At 64.6% G+C, this 18,022-nt stretch carries 22 protein-coding genes; 9 read left to right on the forward strand and 13 right to left on the reverse strand.

The window, feature by feature from the left end; all coding sequences use genetic code 11:
- Window position 1 precedes the first annotated feature (1 nt).
- Genes paaG through paaA form a run of 6 tightly spaced genes read right to left on the reverse strand, consistent with a single transcriptional unit; the run spans window position 2 to window position 4,506 of the window.
- Window positions 2–793 carry a 2-(1,2-epoxy-1,2-dihydrophenyl)acetyl-CoA isomerase PaaG gene (gene paaG / locus C7C56_RS26695; RefSeq protein ID WP_106760370.1) on the reverse strand — a complete coding sequence of 264 codons (792 nt, stop codon included), beginning with the start codon at window positions 791–793 and terminating at the stop codon, window positions 2–4.
- Window positions 794–818: 25 nt separating this feature from the next.
- Window positions 819–1,895 carry a 1,2-phenylacetyl-CoA epoxidase subunit PaaE gene (paaE, locus tag C7C56_RS26700; protein WP_106760371.1) on the reverse strand — a complete coding sequence of 359 codons (1,077 nt, stop codon included), beginning with the start codon at window positions 1,893–1,895 and terminating at the stop codon, window positions 819–821.
- 7 nt (window positions 1,896–1,902) lie between these two features.
- On the reverse strand, window positions 1,903–2,409 hold the full coding sequence (paaD, locus tag C7C56_RS26705) for a 1,2-phenylacetyl-CoA epoxidase subunit PaaD (protein WP_106760372.1): 507 nt from the start codon (window positions 2,407–2,409) through the stop codon (window positions 1,903–1,905).
- On the reverse strand, window positions 2,409–3,173 hold the full coding sequence (paaC, locus tag C7C56_RS26710; protein ID WP_229459019.1) for a 1,2-phenylacetyl-CoA epoxidase subunit PaaC: 765 nt from the start codon (window positions 3,171–3,173) through the stop codon (window positions 2,409–2,411). The genes paaD and paaC overlap by 1 nt, the downstream gene beginning before the upstream one ends.
- 8 nt (window positions 3,174–3,181) lie before the next feature.
- Entirely contained in the window at window positions 3,182–3,466 is a 285-nt protein-coding gene (gene paaB, locus C7C56_RS26715; protein WP_106760374.1) for a 1,2-phenylacetyl-CoA epoxidase subunit PaaB, read from the reverse strand.
- Between the two features lie 50 nt (window positions 3,467–3,516).
- Window positions 3,517–4,506: a 1,2-phenylacetyl-CoA epoxidase subunit PaaA gene (gene paaA / locus C7C56_RS26720; protein ID WP_106760375.1), complete on the reverse strand. Its 990-nt coding sequence runs from the start codon at window positions 4,504–4,506 to the stop codon at window positions 3,517–3,519.
- Between the two features lie 168 nt (window positions 4,507–4,674).
- Between paaA and paaX the strand changes: the two genes are divergently transcribed.
- Window positions 4,675–5,604, forward strand: a complete 930-nt coding sequence (gene paaX / locus C7C56_RS26725; protein WP_106760376.1) for a phenylacetic acid degradation operon negative regulatory protein PaaX — start codon at window positions 4,675–4,677, stop codon at window positions 5,602–5,604.
- A gap of 289 nt (window positions 5,605–5,893) precedes the next feature.
- Here the strand turns inward: paaX and C7C56_RS26730 are convergent, their stop codons facing one another.
- Window positions 5,894–6,154 (reverse strand): DUF2442 domain-containing protein, encoded by a 261-nt coding sequence (locus C7C56_RS26730; protein ID WP_106760377.1) that lies wholly within the window; start codon window positions 6,152–6,154, stop codon window positions 5,894–5,896.
- A 235-nt stretch (window positions 6,155–6,389) separates the two neighbouring features.
- Here C7C56_RS26730 and C7C56_RS26735 point away from each other — a divergent pair, with 235 nt between their 5' ends.
- A complete protein-coding gene (locus C7C56_RS26735; protein ID WP_106760378.1) occupies window positions 6,390–7,517 on the forward strand; it encodes a M14 family metallopeptidase in 1,128 nt (375 codons plus the stop codon).
- 61 nt (window positions 7,518–7,578) lie between these two features.
- Here the strand turns inward: C7C56_RS26735 and C7C56_RS26740 are convergent, their stop codons facing one another.
- The 3 genes from C7C56_RS26740 to gcvA all read right to left on the reverse strand — a co-directional run bounded on the left by C7C56_RS26740 (window position 7,579) and on the right by gcvA (window position 11,218).
- A complete protein-coding gene (locus tag C7C56_RS26740; RefSeq protein WP_106760379.1) occupies window positions 7,579–8,664 on the reverse strand; it encodes a TRAP transporter substrate-binding protein in 1,086 nt (361 codons plus the stop codon).
- Between the two features lie 124 nt (window positions 8,665–8,788).
- Complete coding sequence (gene pmbA / locus C7C56_RS26745) at window positions 8,789–10,141, reverse strand: metalloprotease PmbA (RefSeq protein WP_106760393.1); 1,353 nt, start codon at window positions 10,139–10,141, stop codon at window positions 8,789–8,791.
- A gap of 165 nt (window positions 10,142–10,306) precedes the next feature.
- Window positions 10,307–11,218 carry a transcriptional regulator GcvA gene (gcvA, locus tag C7C56_RS26750; protein ID WP_106760380.1) on the reverse strand — a complete coding sequence of 304 codons (912 nt, stop codon included), beginning with the start codon at window positions 11,216–11,218 and terminating at the stop codon, window positions 10,307–10,309.
- 106 nt (window positions 11,219–11,324) lie between these two features.
- Between gcvA and yfcF the strand changes: the two genes are divergently transcribed.
- The 6 genes from yfcF (at window position 11,325) to C7C56_RS26780 (ending at window position 14,659) form a co-directional block, all read left to right on the forward strand.
- Window positions 11,325–11,966, forward strand: a complete 642-nt coding sequence (gene yfcF, locus C7C56_RS26755; protein WP_106760381.1) for a glutathione transferase — start codon at window positions 11,325–11,327, stop codon at window positions 11,964–11,966.
- A 148-nt stretch (window positions 11,967–12,114) separates the two neighbouring features.
- Window positions 12,115–12,729: a ribosome biogenesis factor YjgA gene (gene yjgA / locus C7C56_RS26760; RefSeq protein ID WP_106760382.1), complete on the forward strand. Its 615-nt coding sequence runs from the start codon at window positions 12,115–12,117 to the stop codon at window positions 12,727–12,729.
- Window positions 12,707–13,342 carry a molybdopterin adenylyltransferase gene (mog, locus tag C7C56_RS26765; protein ID WP_106760383.1) on the forward strand — a complete coding sequence of 212 codons (636 nt, stop codon included), beginning with the start codon at window positions 12,707–12,709 and terminating at the stop codon, window positions 13,340–13,342. The genes yjgA and mog overlap by 23 nt, the downstream gene beginning before the upstream one ends.
- A gap of 27 nt (window positions 13,343–13,369) precedes the next feature.
- The gene (locus C7C56_RS26770) at window positions 13,370–14,038 is read left to right on the forward strand and encodes an alpha/beta hydrolase (RefSeq protein ID WP_106760384.1); all 669 of its coding nucleotides are present in this window, start codon (window positions 13,370–13,372) and stop codon (window positions 14,036–14,038) included.
- A gap of 135 nt (window positions 14,039–14,173) precedes the next feature.
- The gene (locus C7C56_RS26775; RefSeq protein ID WP_106760385.1) at window positions 14,174–14,440 is read left to right on the forward strand and encodes a hypothetical protein; all 267 of its coding nucleotides are present in this window, start codon (window positions 14,174–14,176) and stop codon (window positions 14,438–14,440) included.
- 18 nt (window positions 14,441–14,458) lie between these two features.
- Window positions 14,459–14,659 carry a hypothetical protein gene (locus C7C56_RS26780; protein WP_106760386.1) on the forward strand — a complete coding sequence of 67 codons (201 nt, stop codon included), beginning with the start codon at window positions 14,459–14,461 and terminating at the stop codon, window positions 14,657–14,659.
- Between the two features lie 168 nt (window positions 14,660–14,827).
- Here C7C56_RS26780 and C7C56_RS26785 read toward each other — a convergent pair whose 3' ends face one another.
- The gene (locus C7C56_RS26785; protein ID WP_106760387.1) at window positions 14,828–15,316 is read right to left on the reverse strand and encodes a hypothetical protein; all 489 of its coding nucleotides are present in this window, start codon (window positions 15,314–15,316) and stop codon (window positions 14,828–14,830) included.
- A gap of 140 nt (window positions 15,317–15,456) precedes the next feature.
- A complete protein-coding gene (locus C7C56_RS26790; RefSeq protein WP_106760388.1) occupies window positions 15,457–16,017 on the reverse strand; it encodes a carboxymuconolactone decarboxylase family protein in 561 nt (186 codons plus the stop codon).
- Window positions 16,018–16,142: 125 nt separating this feature from the next.
- On the opposite strand from C7C56_RS26790, the gene C7C56_RS26795 reads away from it, so the two are divergent.
- The gene (locus tag C7C56_RS26795) at window positions 16,143–17,471 is read left to right on the forward strand and encodes an aspartate aminotransferase family protein (RefSeq protein WP_106760389.1); all 1,329 of its coding nucleotides are present in this window, start codon (window positions 16,143–16,145) and stop codon (window positions 17,469–17,471) included.
- 371 nt (window positions 17,472–17,842) lie between these two features.
- Here C7C56_RS26795 and C7C56_RS29545 read toward each other — a convergent pair.
- On the reverse strand, window positions 17,843–18,022 hold a 180-nt coding region (locus C7C56_RS29545), incomplete at its 5' end, for a hypothetical protein (RefSeq protein ID WP_219933240.1).

An 18,022-nucleotide genomic window follows, 5' to 3' on the forward strand; every position in this document is an offset into this window, starting at 1 on the left:
CTTACTCTCCGGTAAAGTGCGGGGCGCGCTTGGCGATGAAGGCGGCCACGCCTTCGCGGTAGTCGTGGCTGTAGCCAAGCTCGCGCATCATGTCGCCTTCGACTTTGAGCTGCTCGGGCAGCGTGTTGGCGTAGCTAAGTTGCAGCGCTTTTTTGGTGAAGGCCAGGCCCTTGGTCGGCGCGCTGGCGAAGTGTTCGGCCATCGCGTAGGCGTCTTCTTGCAGCGCCTCGTCCGGCACGCAGCGCCAGATCAGGCCCCAGTCCTCGGCCGTCTGGGCGCTCAGCTTATCGCCCAGCATCGCCAGGCCCGTGGCCCGGGCGTGCCCGATCAGGCGCGGCAGGATCCAGGTTCCGCCACTGTCGGGGATCAGCCCGAGCTTGCAGAACACCTCGACGAAATTGGCCGACTTGGCCGCCAGGACGATGTCGCAGGCGAGCGCGATGTTGGCACCGGCGCCGGCGGCCACGCCGTTGACCGCGCAAATGACGGGCATCGGCAGCGAGCGCAGCGTCATGATCAGCGGCGCGTAGAATTTTTCGACCGAGGCGCCCAGGTCGACGCCTTGGGCGCCCGGTTCGACCGCGCGGTCCGACAAATCCTGCCCCGCGCAAAAGCCGCGGCCGGCGCCGGTCAGCAGCAGCACGCGCACCGTTTTGTCGGCCTCGATGGTGCCCAGCGCGTGGCGCACCTCGAGGTGCATCGCCTGGGTGAAGCTATTTAGCTTGTCGGGACGGTTCAGCGTCAGTTGCGCGATGCCGTTTTCGATCTTGAAGAGGATGTTTGCGTATTCCATGCTGGCTCCCGGGATCTTGTTTGGCTTATTCGGCCTGGTCGAAATCGATGACTACTTTGTCGGTGACGGGGAAACTCTGGCAGCTCAGGACGAAACCGCGCGCGATCTCGTAGTCTTCGAGCGCGTAGTTGGCGTCCATGTCGACCTTGCCGTCGATTAGCTTGCAGCGGCAGGTCGAGCACACGCCGCCCTTGCACGAGTAGCGCATGTCGATGCCGGCGCGCAGGCCGGCGTCGAGGATCGATTCCTTGTCCTTGTCCATCACGAAGCTGGTGTGGTTGCCGTCCATGATGACGGTCACCTCGGTCTCGTGCGGCACCGAGGCGTCGTGCGCGCGCGCCTTGTGCTGGTGCTTCGGGATGCTGGCGGCGAACAGCTCGATCTTGATGTTCTGCTTTTCCATGCCCGCCTCCTGCAGCGCGGCCGAGACGCCGAGCATCATGTCCTCCGGCCCGCAGATGAAGGCGGCGTCGATGTCGCCTAGGTGGATCCAATGCTTGATGAACTGCGCGCACTTGTCCTTGGTGATGCGGCCGTTGAACAGTTCGATGTCCTGCTGCTCGCGGCTCATCACGTAGGCTAGGTTCAGGCGCTGCATGTAGACGTCTTTGAGATCGGTCAGCTCTTCCTTGAAGATCACGGACGACGAGGCGCGGTTACCGTAGAACAGGGTGAAGCGGCTGTTCGGTTCGGCCAGCAGTGTCGTTTTGATGATCGACATGATCGGCGTGATGCCGCTGCCGGCCGCAAACGCCACGTAATGCTTGGCGTTGTCCGCCGCCAGCGGCAGGTTGAAGTGGCCCATCGGCGGCATCACCTCGAGCGTGGCGCCGGCCTTTAACGTGTCGTTGGCCCAGCTCGAGAACAAGCCGCCCTGGGTGCGCTTGATCGCCACCCGCAGCGCGTCGTCCTGCACCGCCGAGCAGATCGAGTACGAGCGGCGCACGTCCTCGTCGCCGATCATCGCGCGCAGCGTCAGGTGCTGGCCCTGCTCGTACTTGAAGCTCGGTTTGAGCGCCTCGGGCACGTCGAAGGTGACCACGATGGTGTCGCGCGTTTCTTGGCGCACCTGGGATACGGACAATGGATAGAATTTGCTCATGGCTCGCCTAGTGGCACTTGAAGTAATCGAAGGGTTCGCGGCAGTCGAGGCACTTGTAGAGCGCCTTGCACGGGGTCGAACCGAATTGGCTGGTCAGCTCGGTGTGGGTCGAATCGCAGTTGGGGCAGGCCACGCTGAGCACCGGCCCGGGGCGCCGCTTGACGCCCGCGTGCAACCCGCTGATGTCGACCACCTGCTGGGCCGGCGGCGCGATGCCGTAGCCCTTGAGCGCGGCCTTGCCGGTCTCGCTCATCCAGTCGGTGGTCCAGGCGGGCGAGAGCTGGCTCACCAGCCGCACGCGCGCCACGCCTTGTTCGTTCAGCGCAGCGGTGACCGATTCGGCGATCACCGCCATCGCCGGGCAGCCCGAATAGGTCGGCGTGATGGTGACGACGCATTCGTCGCCATCCCACGCGACCGCGCGCACGATGCCAAGGTCGACCACCGAGATCACGGGGATCTCCGGGTCGGCGACCTGCCCGAGCCAGGCCCAGACCTGGTCGGTCGCGTTCATTACCACTCGGCCCCGGGGTAGGCGCGCTGCAGGAACTGCATCTCGGCCAAAATGTAACCAAGGTGCTCGGTGTGGCGGCCGACCTTGCCGCCCTTGTGCATCCACGCGTCGGGCGCGGGCATGCTCAATGTGGCCTCCGCGAAGATCTCGCCCACGTGCTCGAGGAAGGCCGCGCGCAGCGGCTCGGCGGCCGGCGCAACGCCCTGTTCGACCATAGCGAGGTCGAGCGCGTCGTAGTTGAACATCTCGCCGCTGTACGGCCACAGCGCGTTGACGGCGGCCTGGGTCTTGGCGTGGCTCTCGGGGGTGCCATCGCCCAGGCGCACGATCAGGTCTCCACTGCGGCGCAGGTGGTAGGTCACCTCCTTGATCGATTTTTCGGCGATCTGCGCGATGCGCTCGTCGCTCGACTTGAGCAGGCCCCGCATGAGGAAGTAGTGCCAGGTGTCGAAGTAAAACTGGCGCACCATGGTGTCGGCGTAGTTCCCGTTAGGCTGCTCGACCATCAAACAGCAGCGCATGTCGTGGGCGTCGCGCAGGAAGGCCAGTTGGTCCTCGTCGCGGCCGGCGCCTTCGATCTCGCCGGCGTAGCCGAGCCACATGCGGGTCTGGCCGAGCAAATCGAGCGCGACGTTGGTCAGGGCCATGTCCTCTTCGAGCGCGGGGCCCTTGCCGCACAACTGCGACAGCTGCTGCGACAGGATCAGCGCGTTATCGGCCTGGCGCAGCAGGTAGGTGAATTTTTCGGTGGCGTTGGTGTTCAAGGCCGCGCTCACAGGTTTTTGACTTCTTCCGGCATCGGGAAGAAGGTCGGGTGGCGGTAGACTTTGCTGTTGGACGGCTCGAACAGCATGCCCTTGTCGTCCGGGCTGCTGGCGACGATGTCGGCGGCGCGCACGACCCAGATCGAGACGCCCTCGTTGCGGCGCGTGTAGACGTCGCGCGCGTTATTGACGGCCATTTCGGCGTCGGACGCGTGCAGGCTGCCCACATGCTTGTGCGCCAGGCCGTGCTGGCTGCGGATGAAGACTTCCCACAGGGGCCATTCTTTGCTCATTTGATTCTCCGGTTTGAATTTGTGCCACGAAGCCGGGCCGCGCTTAGCTTTTACGCGGCCGCCTGCCTGCTCTGTTTTTTGTCGGCGTAGGCCACCAGCGCGTCGCGGAACCAGGCGCCGTCGTCCCAGGCCTTGACGCGCGTCGCGAGGCGCTCCTTGTTGCACGGGCCATTGCCCTTGAGGACGTTGTGGAACTCGGACCAGTCGATCTCGCCGAATTCGTAGTGGCCCGTCCCGGCGTTGAACTTGAGGTCGGGGTCGGGCACGGTCAGGCCCAAAAACTCGGCCTGGGGCACGGTCTGGTCGACCATGCGCTGGCGCAGTTCGTCGTTCGAGAACAGCTTGATGCGCCACTGCGCCGACTGCGCGCTGTTGACCGATTCGGCGTCGGACGGGCCGAACATCATCAGCGCCGGCCACCACCAGCGGTTGAAGGCGTCCTGCGCCATCGCCTTTTGCGCCGGTGTGCCGCGGCACAGGCTGAGCATGATGTCGTAGCCCTGGCGCGCGTGGAACGACTCCTCTTTGCAGACCCGGATCATGGCGCGCGCGTACGGCCCGTACGAGCAGCGGCACAGCGGGATCTGGTTGATGATGGCCGAGCCGTCGACCAGCCAGCCGACCGCGCCCATGTCGGCCCACGACAGGGTCGGGTAATTGAAGATGCTCGAGTACTTGGCCTTGCCCGAGTGGAGGTTGCCCAGCAGTTCGTCGCGCGAGACGCCGAGCGTCTCGGCCGCGCTGTACAGGTACAGGCCGTGGCCCGCCTCGTCCTGGATCTTGGCCAGCAGGATCGACTTGCGCTTGAGCGTGGGCGCGCGCGTGACCCAGTTACCTTCGGGCAACTGGCCGACGATCTCCGAGTGCGCGTGCTGCGAGATCTGGCGGATCAGCGTTTTGCGGTAGGCCTCGGGCATCCAGTCCTTGGCTTCGATTTTGATGCCGGCGTCGATGCGCGCCTGGAATTGCCGCTCCTGTTCACCCATGTCGGCGAGCGTTTGGACCTTGTTCAGGCCGGTTTCTACCATTTGCGCGTACATGTCAGTCTCCCCGTGGCGTATCTACAGCAAGCATATTACGATACAAATTCTTTGGTGTACACGAATTATTTGAATCATTTTCAAGGTTTGTATCTTGTGTTTAAATGCCATACCCGTGCCATACCCGTGCCATAACCGTGCCATAACCGTCCCCAGCCAGCAGAACAGATGACATTAGCAAACAGCAACGAATGGATAGCGCAGTTCCTCGCGGGCGACCCGCCGCGCTCGAAGTCGCTCGTGATGACGATTTTCGGCGACGCCATCGCGCCCCATGGCGGCACCGTGTGGCTGGGCAGCCTGATCGAACTGCTGGCCCCGTTCGGCGTCAACGACCGCCTGCTGCGCACCAGCGTGTACCGGCTGGCGCAGGAGGGCTGGCTCGAGGCCAACCGCGACGGGCGCCGCAGCTCGTATTCGATCCCGCCGGCGGCGCTGACCCGCTTCGAGCGCGCCTACCGCCGCATCTACGCGCCGCTCGAGGTGCACTGGGACGGCAAATGGACTTTGCTGCTCGCCACCGGCAGCGCCCTCACGGCGCACCAGCGCGCGGTGCTGCGCAAGGAGCTGCTGTGGGAGGGCTACGCGGTGACGGCGCCGGGCGTGTACGGGCATCCGGCCGGCGACACCGAGATCCTCGAGGAGGTGCTGGGCCGGGTCGGCGTGCGCGGCAAGCTGTTCGTGTGCAGCGCGGTGGCGCAGGGCGCGGTGTCGACCAGGCCGCTGCGCGAACTGGTCGAAGACGGCTGGGATTTGTCGGACGTGGTCGAGGGCTACCGCCACTTCATCGAGACCTTCGCGCCGGTGCTGGCGATGCTGCTGCGCGAGGCCAGGCTGGCGCCCGAGCAGGCCTTCGTGATCCGCACCCTGCTCATTCACGCCTACCGCCGGGTGCAGCTGCACGATCCGATGCTGCCGATCGAGCTGCTGCCCGACCCGTGGCCCGGCTCGAAAGCCTACGAGCTCGCGCGCGCGCTCTACCAGTACACCTACGCGGCGGCCGAGGAGCACATCGTGGCGGCCCTGCGGCGCGAGGACGAGCGCGCGGGCGGCGCCGAGGCCTCGTTCTACTCGCGCTTCGGCGGTCTGCGCAGGTAGGCCCAAGACAGGCAGGCGCACGATAAGTAAAGCAAGACAAGGCAAGACAAGTAAAGCAAGACAAGTAAAGCAAGACAAGTAGAAGAAGCGCCTCACAAACCAAGCGGCCCCGGAGACTGTCGCGAGTCCAGGGGGCCGGCAAGGGGTGCGCAACGCGCGCCGCGTCTTGAAGCTGATCGTCTTGAAGCTGATCGTCTTAAAGCTGATCGTCTTAAAGCTGATCGTCTTAAAGCTGATCGTCTTAAAGCTGATCGTCTTGAAGCTGGTCGTCTTGAAGCTGGTCGTCGCGCTAATCGTAGTGGCTGGGCGCGCAGTGGCGGCCGACCATGGGGTTGCGCATCGATTCGAGTCCGATGTCGAGGTCGAGCGCCGGCCAGTACAGGCGCGACGCGCTCGCGCACTCGACGCGGAATATCTGCGCCACCGTGGCGTGCTCGAAACGGGGGAATTCGACGAACGTCAGATAGATTTCTTCGTCGTTGAACTGAAGCCAGAAACCGTGGGCGCCGATGCTGGTGACCTCGACGCACGAAAAGCAGATTGCTGCCATGCCTACTCCTTAAATATGTTCGGTCGCCGCCCGCCGAGGGCACCCACGGCTGCGCAACGAGCGCACAGCCAACAGCCACGATAGCAATCCGGCGGGCTGGGGCATTGACGTAGCGCAGGAAACCACACGATGGCGAGCGCGGCAGGCCATTTTCGCGCCGCCGCCGGTCGAATTTAGTATGATCTCGGTCTTACACCCTTGTAACCAAGCACCCATTCCCACCACAGGACTCACCATGTCTATCAAGATCAGCAGCCAGTTCGACGCCGGCGCCATCGATTTCGTCAGCGCCACGAGCGCCGACGCCATCGACCTGAAGATCCGCAAGGATTCGCACGCCGACATCACCCAATGGTTTTACTTCCGCCTGCAGGGCGCGCAAGGGCAGGCGTGCAGCATCCGCTTCCTCAACGCCGGCGAGAGCGCCTATCCGGCCGGCTGGGAAGGCTACCAGGCCATGGCCAGCTACGACCGCGTGAGCTGGTTCCGGGTGCCGACCGCGTTCGACGGCAGCGTCATGACGATCAGCCACACGCCGGCCATGGACAGCGTCTACTACGCCTACTTCGAGCCGTATTCGTGGGAGCGCCACCTTGAGTTGTGCGACCGCGCGCAAATGTCCGAGAACGTGCGCCTGCTCGATTTGGGCAGCACGGTCGAGGGCCGCGACATGAATTTGCTGGTCATCGGCGATCCGGCCGCCAAGCGCAAGGTGTGGGTCATCGCGCGCCAGCATCCGGGCGAGACCATGGCCGAGTGGTTCGTCGAGGGCATGCTCGACGCCCTGCTCGACCCGGCCGATCCGTTCGGCCGCCAACTGCTCAAGGAGTCGGTGTTCTACGTGGTGCCGAACATGAACCCGGACGGCTCGGTGCACGGCAACCTGCGCACCAACGCCGCCGGCGCCAACCTGAACCGCGAATGGAACACGCCGAGCCTGGCGCGCAGCCCCGAGGTCTACCACGTCAAGAACAAGATGGCCGTCACCGGTTGCGATCTGTTCCTCGACGTCCATGGCGACGAGGGCCTGCCCTATGTGTTCACGGCCGGCAGCGACGCCTTGCCCAGTTTTACCGCGGCCCAGGCGGCGCAGGAGAAGCAGTTCGGCGACGACTACAAGATCTCGAGCCCCGACTTCCAGGACGTGCACGGCTACCCTTCGGCGCCTTACACCGACGAGGTGCTGACCATGGGTTCGCCCAACGCCACCCACAGCTTCGGTTGTTTGTCGCTGACGCTGGAGTTGCCGTTCAAGGACAACGCCAACGATCCGGACGAGCACTCCGGCTGGGACGGCGCCCGCAGCGCGCGCCTCGGCGCCGCGGTGCTGCAGCCGATCTTGCAGGCGCTGCGCCGGATGTAAGCGGCGGCGCAGGACGAAAAAAAACCGGGCCAATGAAGCCCGGTTTTTTTTCGCGTACAGTTTATTTGCGGTTGGCCCGGATCAGGAAATCCTGCATCGGCGCCTCGCACACCGAGGCCCAGGTGTTCTGGTCCTGGCGGAAGCGCTTCCACGGCTCGTACACTTTTTTAAACTTCGGATTCTTGGCCGCCTCCTCGTTCATCACGTCCTGCGCCGCCTTGTGGCACGCCGCCATGATGGCCGGCGAGAAGGTGCGCAGCTTGACGCCCGACTTGAGCAGGCGCGCCAGGGCCGCCGGATTTTTGGTGTCGTACTCGGCCTGCATCTTCACGTGCGCCTCGTAGGTGGCCACCTCGATCGCCGACTGGTACAGCTTGGGCAGCTTCGCCCATTCCTTCAGGTTGATGTAGAACGAGAAGCTCGCACCCGGCTCCCACCAACCCGGCGCGTAATAGAACTTGGCCACCTTGTTGAAGCCGAATTTCTCGTCGTCATACGGTCCGACCCATTCGGCCGCGTCGATCGTGCCCTTTTCGAGCGCGGGATAGATCTCGCCGCCCGCGATTTGCAGCGGCACCACGCCCAGGCGCGCGACGGCCCTGCCGGCGAAGCCGCCGATGCGCATCTTGATGCCCGTCAAGTCCTCGATGGTCTTGATCTCTTTGCGGAACCAGCCGCCCATCTGCGTACCCGAGTTGCCGCCCGGGAAGTTTATGATGTTGTAACCCTTGAAGAAGTCGCGCATCAGTTCGCGCCCGCCGCCCGTTTCGAACCAGGCCGTTTGCTGGCGCGAGGTCAGCCCGAACGGCACCGCGGTGTCGAAGGCGAACGTGGGGTCTTTGCCAAAATAATAGTACGAAGCCGTGTGGCCGATCTGGACCGTGCCGTTCTGGACGGCGTCCATCACCTCGAGGCCGGGGACGATTTCGCCGGCGGCGAACGAGCGGATGTTGAACTTGCCGCCGGTCAGTTCCGACACGCGCTTGGTGAAGTTGTCGGCGGCGCCGAAGATGGTGTCGAGCGATTTGGGGAAGCTGCTGGCGAGGCGCCAGTTGATCGTGGGCAGGCTTTGCGCCAGCGCGGGCGCGGCGACAGCGCCGAGCGCGCCGCCTGCCGCCGCTTTTTGAAGAAAGGAACGACGTTGCATTTATTTTGTCTCCTGATTGAACCTTGACGGGAAGCGACTGTGCCAACTTGCCGGCACAGTGTATTGGCAAGCCCAAAAGCTTGCAATGTAAACATCCGCCCGTCGCGTGGTCCGGCGGCGGGCATCAGCCGCCGGCGACCACCATGTTCTCGATCAGGATGGAACCGGTCTGCTTGTTGCCGCGGATGAGGGTGTCGTTGCCGATCGCCACGATCTGCTTGAACATGTCGCGCATGTTGCCGGCGATGGTGATCTCCTCGACCGGGTATTGGATCACGCCGTTCTCGACCCAAAAGCCGGACGCGCCGCGCGAGTAGTCGCCGGTGACGTAGTTGGTGCCCTGCCCCATGAGCTCGGTCACGAGCAGGCCGGTGCCCATCTTTTTGAGCATGCCGACGAAGTTGTCGCCGCGCTTGGTCAGGCTCGAGGCCATGGTCAGGTTGTGCGAGCCGCCCGCGTTGCCGGTCGTTTGCATCTGCAGCTTGCGGGCGGTGTAGGTCGACAAGAAATAGCCCTGCACCACGCCGTTTTTGACGACGTCGCGGCGCGCGGTGCGCACGCCCTCCTCGTCGAACGGGGAGGAGCCGACGCCACCGACGACATGCGGGTCCTCGAGGATTTGTATGTGGTTCGGAAACACCTCGGTGCCCAGCGAATCGAGCAGGAAGGTCGATTTGCGGTACAGGGCGCCGCCCGAGGTCGCTTGCACGAAGGCGCCCAGCAGGCCGGCCGCGAGCGGCGCCTCGAACAACACCGGGCAGGTGCGGGTGTCGAGCGTGCGCGCGTTAAGGCGCGACAATGCGCGCTCGGCGGCGTAGCGGCCGACGGCCTCGGGCTGGGCCAGCTTGCGCGCGTCGCGCACCGAGCTGTACCAGTCGTCGCGCTGCATCTTGGCGCCCTTGCCGGCGATCGGCGCGACCGACAGCGTGTGGCGCGAGAACGGATAGCCGCCCGAAAAACCGCGCGAGTTGGCCGCCACAAAGTGCGACTGCTGCACGTGGACGTTGGCGCCCTCGCTGTTGGTGATGCGCGGGTCGACGTCGAACGCGGCGGCCTCGGCGCGCTGGGCCAGCACCACCGCCTCTTCGGTCGAGATGATCCATGGATAGCACAGCTTGAGGTCGCGCGGCGCCATTTCGAGCAGCTCGGCCTCGGGCAGGCCGGCGCAGTCGTCTTCGGCCGTGAAGCGGGCGATGTTGTAGGCCGCGTCGACCGTGGCGCGCATGGCCGCCGGCGAAAAGTCGGAGGTGCTGGCATTGCCGCGCTTTTGGCCGATGTAGACCGTCACGCCCATGCCCTTGTCCTTGTTTTGCTCGATCGTCTCGATCTTGCTGCGGCGAACCGACACCGACAGGCCGCTGCCCTCGCTGATTTCGACGGCGGCGTCGGTGCCGCCGGCCTCGCGGGCGTAGGCCAGCACGTCGCGCGCGAGCGCCTTGAGTTGGTCTTGCGTGTGGATAAAGACGGAGTCGTTCATGGCGTATTTTTCTTCGGATGTCCGGGTGGCCAGGGGCGCTTCCATGGTGGAATCGCGCTGCCTGATAACCGTGGCGGTGGACCACGGCGCAAAGTAACAAGGGATAAGTAGTAAAGCAGCTAGGTTTCAGCGAGCAGTTTAACCCACTCGCCGCGCCACTGCATTCTACCGGGAACGCGCCGCCTGTTCCTCGGCAAAACGCGCGATCGCGCCGAGCAGCCAGGTGCGGAAGGCCTGCACCGGCGGGCGCGCCAGCGCCTCGGGCGGGCAGACGAAATAATACTCGTTGCGGCTGGCGGCGGCGACGTCGAACAGGCGCACCAGGGCGCCGTCGGCGATCTCGCGCAGCGCCATCACGTGGCGCACCAGCGCGACGCCGTTGCCGTCGACCGCCGAGCGGATCAGCAGCGACTGGTCCTGCAGCAGCACGCCGCCGCGCGGCTCGGGCAGATCGAGGCCGGCCGCCTGGAACCACGGCAGCCACGGCTCGTCCGAGCGCAGCAGGGTCGCCTGCGCCATGTCGGCGGGCGTGGCGGGCAGGCGTCCGCCGCGGTAATGGGGGCTGGCCACCGGGTAGTAGCTGTCGCCCATCAGGCGCTCGGACACCAGGCCCGGATAGTGGCCGCGGCCGAAGCGGATGCCGACGTCGATGCCGTCGCGCGCGAGGTCCTGCAGCTCGCTGCTCGAATGGAGCGCGATCTCGGTGCCGGGATGGTCTTCGATGAACTGGCCAAGGCGCGGCGCCAGCCAGCGCGCCGCGAACGAGGGAAGCGCCGAGACCGTGAGGCGGCCGCGGTGGGCGGCGGGGCGCAGCGCGTCGGCGCCGTCGGCGATGTCGGCGAACGCGCGCCCCAGCGTCTGCGCGAAGCGCAGGCCCCCGGGGGTGACCGTCACATGGCGGCCGTTGCGCACGAACAGCAGCAGGCCGAGGTCCTCCTCGAGCGCGCGCACCTGGTGGCTGATGGCGCCGTGGGTCAGGTGCAGCTCGTCGGCCGCGCGCGAAAAATTCTGGTGGCGCGCCGCCGCCTCGAAGGCGCGCAACGCGGAGAAATTCGGCATGCGGCGGGGAGCGGCCATGTTTTTATGTGAGCCAAAGTAACAATAGAAGGGAAAATATATCGTTTCCTGCCCTGCCGGGCAAGGCATAAGATGTGAATTCAACTCATCAACCAGCGGAACCGCCATGCCCGACAACGCCCTGCACCTCTACGTCAACACCTCCTTCACCAGCCCGTACGCGATGTCCTGCTTTGTCGCGCTGGTCGAAAAACAATTGCCCTTCAGCCTGGAGACAATCGACCTCGACGCCGGCCAGCACCTGCAGCCACCCTACCGCGACGCCGTGCCCAGCGCGCGCATCCCGGCCCTGCGCCACGGCGACTTTTTGCTCTCGGAGTCGAGCGCCATCGTCGAATACCTCGAGGACGTGTTCGGCGCGCCCGAGCACGCCGCGGCGCTGCCGGCCGCGCCGCGCGAACGCGCCCGCGCGCGCCAGGTGCAAGCCTGGCTGCGCAGCGACCTGATGGCCCTGCGCAACGAGCGCTCGACCCAGACCATCTTTTACGAACCGACCACGGCGCCGCTGTCAAGCGAGGGCCGGGCCGCCGCCGACAAGCTGATCCGCTTCGCCGACAGCCTCGTCGACGGCCCCAACCTGTTCGGCCAGTGGTGCATCGCCGACGCCGACCTGGCCCTCATGCTGCAGCGGCTCGTCGCCAACGGCGACCCGGTGCCGCCGCATTTGCACGACTACGCGCAGCGGCAGTGGGCGCGCGACTCGGTCCAGCAATGGGTCGCCAAATCGCGCGTCCTTGCAAATCAATGACTTAGTTAAGCTTTTCCGGACGCTACTCCTGCCAAAAAAGCAAGGCAAAAGGCGCATGAACGGCGACGTAGCGGCCCAAAACGGTTATGATGGCAATCGTTTACAGTTTCTACTGGCCGGCCGCGCGCCCGCCACATCCACACATACCATGCCAAATCCAAACCGGGGCGCCTGCGGGTTCCAATCTACCGAGTTCGAGCAAGAATACGAACGCCCATCGAAGTCCGAGCTCAAGCGCCAGATGACGGTGCTGCAAAAACTCGGCGAGGAACTCGTCGCCGAGGCGCGCGACCGCGTCAAGCGCGTGCCGATGCCCGAAGACGTGCGCGACGCGATCCTGGAATGCCAGTTGATCACCAACCACGAGGGCCGCCGCCGCCAGATGCAGTTCGTCGGCAAAAAAATGCGCACCCTCGACGAGGAAGAAGTGGCCGCGATCCAGCGCACCATCGACAGCTGGAAGGGCATGTCCAAGTCAGACACGGCCGCCATGCACGCGCTCGAGCGCCGCCGCGAAAAACTGCTGGCCGACGACAAGGCGCTGACCGTGCTGCTGGGCGAGCACCCGGAGCTCGACGTGCAACACCTGCGCAACCTGATCCGCAACGCGCGCAAGGAGCAGGCCGAGAACAAGCCGCCAAAAGCGTACCGCGAGATTTTCCAGATCCTCAAGCAATGCGCCAACAAGGGCAAGGCCGCCGACCCGGCGGACGATGCTGATATCGATGGCGAGGAAATCGATGCCGAGTCCGACGACGAATAGCATTAGCAGCGGCGGCGAGGTGCTGGTGGTGGGACTCGTTTCTGTGTCCGACCGCGCCAGCGCCGGCATCTACGAGGACAAGGGCATCCCCGCGCTGGCCGACTGGCTCGCCGGCGCCATCACAACACCGTACCGCCTCGAGACGCGCCTGATCGCCGACGAGCGCGCCCTCATCGAGCAGACCCTGACCGAGCTGGTGGACCGGCAGCGCTGCCACCTGGTGCTGACCACCGGCGGCACCGGCCCTGCGCGGCGCGACGTCACGCCCGAGGCCACGCTGGCCGTGGGCACGCGCGAGATGCCCGGCTTTGGAGAGCAAATGCGCCAGATCAGCCTGCAGTTCGTGCCGACCGCGATCCTGTCGCGCCAGTTGGCCGTGATCCGCGAGATCGACGGCCACGCGGCGCTGATCATGAACCTGCCCGGGCAGCCAAAGGCGATCAAGGAGACCCTCGAGGGACTCAAGGACGCCGACGGCAAGCAGCTCGTGGCCGGCATTTTTGCGGCCGTGCCCTACTGCGTCGACCTGATCGGCGGCCCGTACATCGACACCAATCCGGCCGTGTGCAAGGCGTTCCGTCCCAAATCGGCGCAACGCCCGCCCGCCGCCTAAATTGAACGACTACGAAAGAACAAGAACATGAGCGACCTGTTACCAAACATTGAAATCGAAAGCGCCGCCAATCCGACCGTGGCGATCATCTGGATGCACGGCCTGGGCGCCGACGGCAACGACTTCGTGCCGATGGTGCGCGAGCTCGACCTGAAGGGCCTGCCCGGGATCCGCTTCGTGTTCCCGCATGCGAACACGATGCCGGTGACGATCAACGGCGGCTATGTGATGCGCTCGTGGTACGACATCAGCAACGCCGACCTGACCAAGCGCGAGGACGAAGGCGGCCTGCGCGCCTCGCAAAAGCAGGTCGAGGCGCTGATCGCGCGCGAAAAATCGCGCGGCATCCCCGCCTCGCGCATCATCCTGGCCGGCTTTTCGCAGGGCTGCGCGATGGCGCTGCAAACGGGTTTACGCCACCCGGAGACGCTGGCAGGGTTGATGTGCCTGTCGGGCTATGTGCCGATGGCCGACAAGCTGTCGATGGAGCGCAGCGCCGACAGCGTGGCGACCCCGGTCTTCATGGCGCACGGCCAGCGCGACGGCGTGATTCCGATCCAGCGCGCGACCGACTCGCGCGACCTGCTCAAGGCGCTCGGCTACCAGGTCGAGTGGCACGACTACATGATGGAGCACTCGCTGTGCGCCGAAGAGGTCGTGCACATGGGCGCATGGCTCAAAAAAATACTCGCCTGATTTAAACAGAATTAAATAGAACGACAGCGCACAACAAGGGCAGGATGGGTTCCGTGAACCCGCCTGCCCTTTTGTGTGCTGCGCGCCTCACGCCAGCGCGTAAAATGGCTTATTCGAATCACCAAGGGCAGCAAAATGAAAAAAACCGGAATGGCCAAGAGCGACGCCAAAAAACTCATGGGTAAAATGGTCGCGCCGGGCGCGGCGGGGTTTGGCAATGGCGACGCCGCCATCGTCGACCGCCGCGAGCAGCGCAAGCGCGACCAGGCGCTCGGGCTGGTGCCGTTCGCGGTCAAGCTCAACGCCGACCTGGTCAAGCAGCTGCAGGCGCTCGCGCTCGAACGCGGCGCCGACATCAACGAGACCGTGGCCGAGGTGCTGGCCAAGGGCTTGAAGGCTTAGTCTTTTAAGGGGATCATCATGGCAAAGAAAAAAGAGGAACTCGACGAGGAAACCCTGGCGCTGATCCACTGGTGCATCGAGGTCGAAGGCTTCCTGGTCGCCGGGGGCGCCACCTTGGCGCAGGCGCAGGAGCACATCGAGGACGAGGTCGAGTGGTTCACCGACCAGTTCTACGACGGCCTCACGCCCGAGGAAGCGGCCAAGGAAGCGCTGGCCTGATAGGGACCATCCTGCCGGCGCAGGCATGGCCGGCACGGTATCGCCGGGCCAGGAAATCGGTGGCATGAAGGTAGAAAGAAGCGGCCGGGGACGCGCCCATCGATTCGAGCAAGTGGTCGGATTCGCGCCGCCTCGCGTCAACCGACGCGCCACCGGATCAGTCAATTTCTATATTCTCGCGACCTCGATCCTTCCGTCTTCGTGAATTAAGACGGTGCACCCGACAGGGATCTCCAAATGAATTCTCCGCTTATCCTTTATCTTAAATGAAATGCGAAAACTCATTGCCGGTGACTCGGGACTATTCAAGCGGCCAAATGCCCTGCTGATGCAATCCGTGAGGATTTTCAAACCGTCGTAAGCCGCACTCGCGGCAAGGCTCGCCAAAAAAGCGTCAGTCGCGACCTGGCTGCCAAAAAAATTCATCAGCGCATCGATTGTCACTGAACCATTACGAACTTCAGTAATGTTTAGCCGAACGAACCGTGGCTCATGGGCCACAGGGGAGTATGGAAGCGCTAACTCCTTTGATTTCACGCTCGCACGATTCACCCAGCGATTGATTGCTGTCAAAAAAACGCCGAGCTCGGCTACATCCAACCCTTTGCCGGTGAGTTCCTCCAGATGAATCTGGAGATAGACTGCTTCGCTATCCATGGCACATCCCCTATAAAAATATTCAAATCACCAACAAGATTTGCGCGCTATGTGAATGAGATCAGGCTTGGCGCGCCTTCTGGTTGACCTGGTTGACCTGACAATTAACGTTGAGCGCGAGCCTGAGGGCTGGTCCTGTACTACAGCGGCAAGGGCGGCGCCGTGGTCGCCGGCGCGGCCGTCTGCGCGCCGTTCATGACCATCGATAAGAACGTGTAGTAGCCGTTGACCCCCATCAGGTCGACCACCCCGTGCTCGCCCAACAGCGCCAGCGCGCCGGCGTATGTCGCATCCGAGACCCGCTTCTGCCGGTGCAGCTCGGTGCAAAAATCAAACACCACCTGCTCGTCGTGCCGCATGCCGGACGGGCGCGCGCGCGCGGCGATCGCCTCGACGATGTGCCGCCCGATCCCGCTTTGCAGCGCCACCGGCGCGTGGATCGCCCACTCGACCTGCTGGTCCCAGTGGCGCGCCGTGACCAGGATCGCCAGCTCGGTCAGGCGCGGCCCGATCGCGCTGCGGTAGCGCAGGTACTCGCCCATGCGCTGGGCGCACGACATCAGCTCGGGACTGCGCAGCAGCGGCACGAACGGCCCGTACAGCGCGCCGCGCGGGCCGTCGATGACCGCCTGCGCGGCGCTGCGCTGGGCCGGGTCCAGCTGCGCCGGGTCGATCGGGCCAAGGCGGTCGGTCGGGGTCATAAAAATTCCTCGAGGATATTATTGAAATCGGGAAAAATATTCGCACAGCCTAGGGGAAAAATCAAAAGAATCGACCGCAATCAAGATTATTGTCAACAGTCAAACTTCTAAAAACGGGGGCCGGCATGAGCAATATCATCCACCGCAATTTGCACCACACGCCGCCGCGGGCGGTCGGCGCCCACGGCATGCTGGTGCGCGACAGCGAGGGCAGGACCTACATCGACGCCAGCGGCGGCGCGGCGGTGTCCTCGCTCGGGCACGGCCACCCGGACGTGCTGGCGGCGATGCACCGCCAGATCGACCGCGTCGCCTACGCCCACACCGCCTTCTTCACCACCGAGCCGGCAGAGGAGCTGGCCGAGCGGCTGGTGGCGCGGGCGCCGGCCGGCCTGAACCAGGTGTATTTCGTCTCGGGCGGGTCGGAGGCGATGGAGACCGCGCTCAAGCTGGCGCGCCAATACTGCGTCGAGACGGGCGAGGCGCGCCGCACCCTGTTCATCGCGCGGCGCCAGAGCTACCACGGCAACACGCTCGGCGCGCTGGCGGTCGGCGGCAACGAGTGGCGCCGGCGCGACTTCGCGCCGCTCCTGATGGCGGTGCCGCGGGTGGCGCCGTGCTACGAATACCGCGACCGCGGCGAGGGCCAGAGCGTCGAGCAGTACACCGTCGGCCTACTGCGCGAACTCGAGACCACCATTTTGGAGACCGGCCCGGAGCGCGTGATCGGCTTTTGCGCCGAGCCGGTGGTGGGCGCGACCGGCGGCGCGATCCCGCCCACGCCGGGCTACTTCGCGGGGGTGCGCGCGCTGTGCGACAAGTACAAGATTTTGTTCATCGCCGACGAGGTCATGTGCGGCATGGGCCGCACCGGCACCATGTTCGCGCTCGAGCAGGACTGCGTCGCGCCCGACATCGTGGCCGTGGCCAAGGGGCTGGCGGGCGGCTACCAGCCGATCGGCGCGGTGATTGCGCGCGGCAGCCTGGTCGACCAGCTGCGCCGCGGCAGCGGCTCGTTCCAGCACGGGCACACCTATGTCGGCCATCCGGTGGCGGCGGCGGCCGCGCTGGCGGTGCAGCAGGTGATCGAACGCGATGGATTGCTCGAAGCGGTGACGGCGCGCGGGCACACGCTGCGCCGCATGCTCGGCGACATGTTTGGCGAGCACCCGCATGTGGGCGACATCCGCGGCCGCGGCCTGATGATGGCGATCGAATTGGTGGACAATCGCGCCAGCAAGGCGCCGTTCGCGCCCGAGCGCAAGCTGCACGCGGCGATCAAGAACCAGGCCATGGCGCGCGGCCTGATGGTCTATCCGATGGGCGGCACCATCGACGGCCTGCACGGCGACCATGTGCTTCTGGCGCCGCCGTTCATCGCCAGCTCGGCCGACCTGTCGGAGATCGTCGCGCGGCTGGCCGAGGCGGTCGACGCCGCCATCGCGCAAGTGTGAGGATGTGAATCGGCGCAGCATTCAGCATGCATGGGCTGGCGCCATCCCTAGTAGTACGCGCTTCTCAAACAGATCAAAGTGGAGCTTGTTTCGCGCAGTTGTCCATAGTGCGATTGCGCCGTAGACGGCAAACGCGGCAACAACTGGAATCATCAAAGCTTGAACAAAGGCCGTTTAGTGCGGCATGGAATTCATAATTTTCCTAAATTCTTCATTGACGCAATGGATAACTTGTCGAGCGCGCCTGTGTCGCGCAATTTGCGGATGATCTCGTTTATCTGCAATAGCAGCTCGCGTGCCGCACTGCGGCGCGAGAAAGCGAAGCACACGTCGTGGCGCGCCAGTGCCACAGGAAGCGCAACGATTTTTCCCTATTCCATTCGTTGTTGGTGCGTCTCGGCCATCCAAGCATCCCGCTTGGCAAGAATGTCAAGACGTTTCTGCCACCACTTTGAATATGAAAGGTGATCCATCGCCAGTGCTCTCAAGCGGTTCGCGTTTGGAGAATCAGCAGTAAGAGAGCACTGGTGCGTATTTCGGACGAACGTGAC

The organism is Massilia glaciei (genome assembly GCF_003011895.2).
GTDB lineage: Bacteria > Pseudomonadota > Gammaproteobacteria > Burkholderiales > Burkholderiaceae_D > Telluria_A > Telluria_A glaciei.